Origin of the sequence: Flavobacterium ajazii (genome assembly GCF_010614725.1) — a bacterium.
GTDB classification, from domain to species: domain Bacteria; phylum Bacteroidota; class Bacteroidia; order Flavobacteriales; family Flavobacteriaceae; genus Flavobacterium; species Flavobacterium ajazii.
In genome coordinates, this window is the sequence record NZ_JAAEHL010000029.1 from 1 (window position 1) to 1,559 (window position 1,559).

2 protein-coding genes are annotated in these 1,559 nt (G+C 35.2%); both read left to right on the top strand.

The features are described 5' to 3' along the window. The first annotated feature begins 119 nt into the window (after positions 1–119). On the top strand, positions 120–863 hold the full coding sequence (locus GWR14_RS24085; protein WP_394367942.1) for an RHS repeat-associated core domain-containing protein: 744 nt from the start codon (positions 120–122) through the stop codon (positions 861–863). Positions 864–867: 4 nt separating this feature from the next. Beyond that, the gene (locus tag GWR14_RS23665) at positions 868–1,470 is read left to right on the top strand and encodes a DUF416 family protein (protein ID WP_163411610.1); all 603 of its coding nucleotides are present in this window, start codon (positions 868–870) and stop codon (positions 1,468–1,470) included. Positions 1,471–1,559 lie beyond the last annotated feature (89 nt).

The following is a 1,559-nucleotide window of genomic DNA, read 5'->3' on the forward strand; positions in this document are numbered from 1 at the left end:
CAAAAAAGGTCTTGCTCGCGGGAGCTGAAAACAGACGCTCGGGCGAGGCAAAATATTGAGCAGGCGCATACAAGTATCGCTTTGGAGGTAAAGAGTTGCAAGATGAACTGGGACTGAATATGTACGACTTCGGAGCAAGGAATTATGACCCTGTATTAGGCAGATGGATGAATATTGACCCATTGGCAGAACAAGGTCGTAGATGGTCACCTTATAATTATGCTTTTGATAATCCTGTTTACTTTATTGATCCTGACGGTATGTGGCCAGGTGAAGGAATATGGAATTCCATTAAAAGTTGGTGGAACAGCCCGAGTGGTAATTATGGTACTGCAGTTCAAAGGGTTGCTGCACAATCTTTTAGTGCTCCAGACATGCCTAAACCAGAAACAAAAGGAGAGGCTGTGGTAATGAGCATGGCAGCAGCAGCATACAATACTGGACATTCTGCACCAGGAAATCTAAAGATACCTGCAAAAACAAATGTCCCGGCAGAAACTAGTCAGCCAAAGACTGTGCAAACTAATGGAGAACGAGCAACCGAGATACATCAGGCAGTACCTAAAGCAACACAAACGAGAACTACTATAGCCGTAGCTGATGCAACTGATTCTGGAGGAAAACCTGTTAAAATAGTTGGATCAAGTGAGAACAGGTTGAGAGTTGCTCAGAGAAATATGTTAAAGGGTAATGAGGTTGAAGCAAAAGGTAAAGGACATGCTGAAGTTACAATTTTGAATTATGCTCAACAAAATGGCTTTGATGTTTTAAATATTGGTGCTAGCAGACCAATATGTGAAGGTTGCGAAGTTTGGATAAACAATGCAGGTGTTACCCCAACAACACCTTTAAAAAGGAAATAATAAAATGGATGAGTACAGAAATATAATTCGTCAAAAATTAGATGTTTTAAATGGCGATAAAAAATTAGCCTTTTCATTATTGATATGTGAGAGGCTTCTTCCTAACTATGTGTTTTTTTCCAAAAAATATAATTACGGAAACCCGATTGAATTAAATAATATAATCTTAGTCCTTTACAAAGATTTACTTGAAAAGAATAAGGGTTACAATATTGATGAATATATTGATGTCGTTGAAAATATCACGCCAGATACTGAGGATTACAGTACAATTTTAGTTTCATTTGCTTTAGATGCATGTACATCTATTTTGAGTACTTTATATTTTTTAAAGGATAGTGATGTGGAAAATATCATTGATGTTGCAACATATGCAAGAGATACTGTTGATATGTTTATTCAGGAGAGAGATGATCTAAATGTTAATAATAGTGAATTAGAATTATTAATTGAGCAAGATTCATTTATGCAAATTGAAAAGAAAAGACAAGTAGCTGTTATTGATTATTTAGACAACATTGATTCAGTAACACAAAATGATTTAGAAATATTAAGACAAATAGTAAAAGAAGATATTATTGATTTAAGTTTATTACAAGAAGAATAATTACAAGATCAGCAAAGCATATAAAAAGAAAACCTCGCAATCAGCGAGGTTTTTTTGTGTTTTATAGCGAAGCTACATTTTTCTGAAAG

Coding starts and splice junctions, on each gene's coding strand:
- GWR14_RS23665 (WP_163411610.1), top strand. CDS start 868: ATGGATGAGTACAGAAATATAATTCGTCAAAAATTAGATGTTTTAAAT.
- GWR14_RS24085 (WP_394367942.1), top strand. CDS start 120: ATGTACGACTTCGGAGCAAGGAATTATGACCCTGTATTAGGCAGATGG.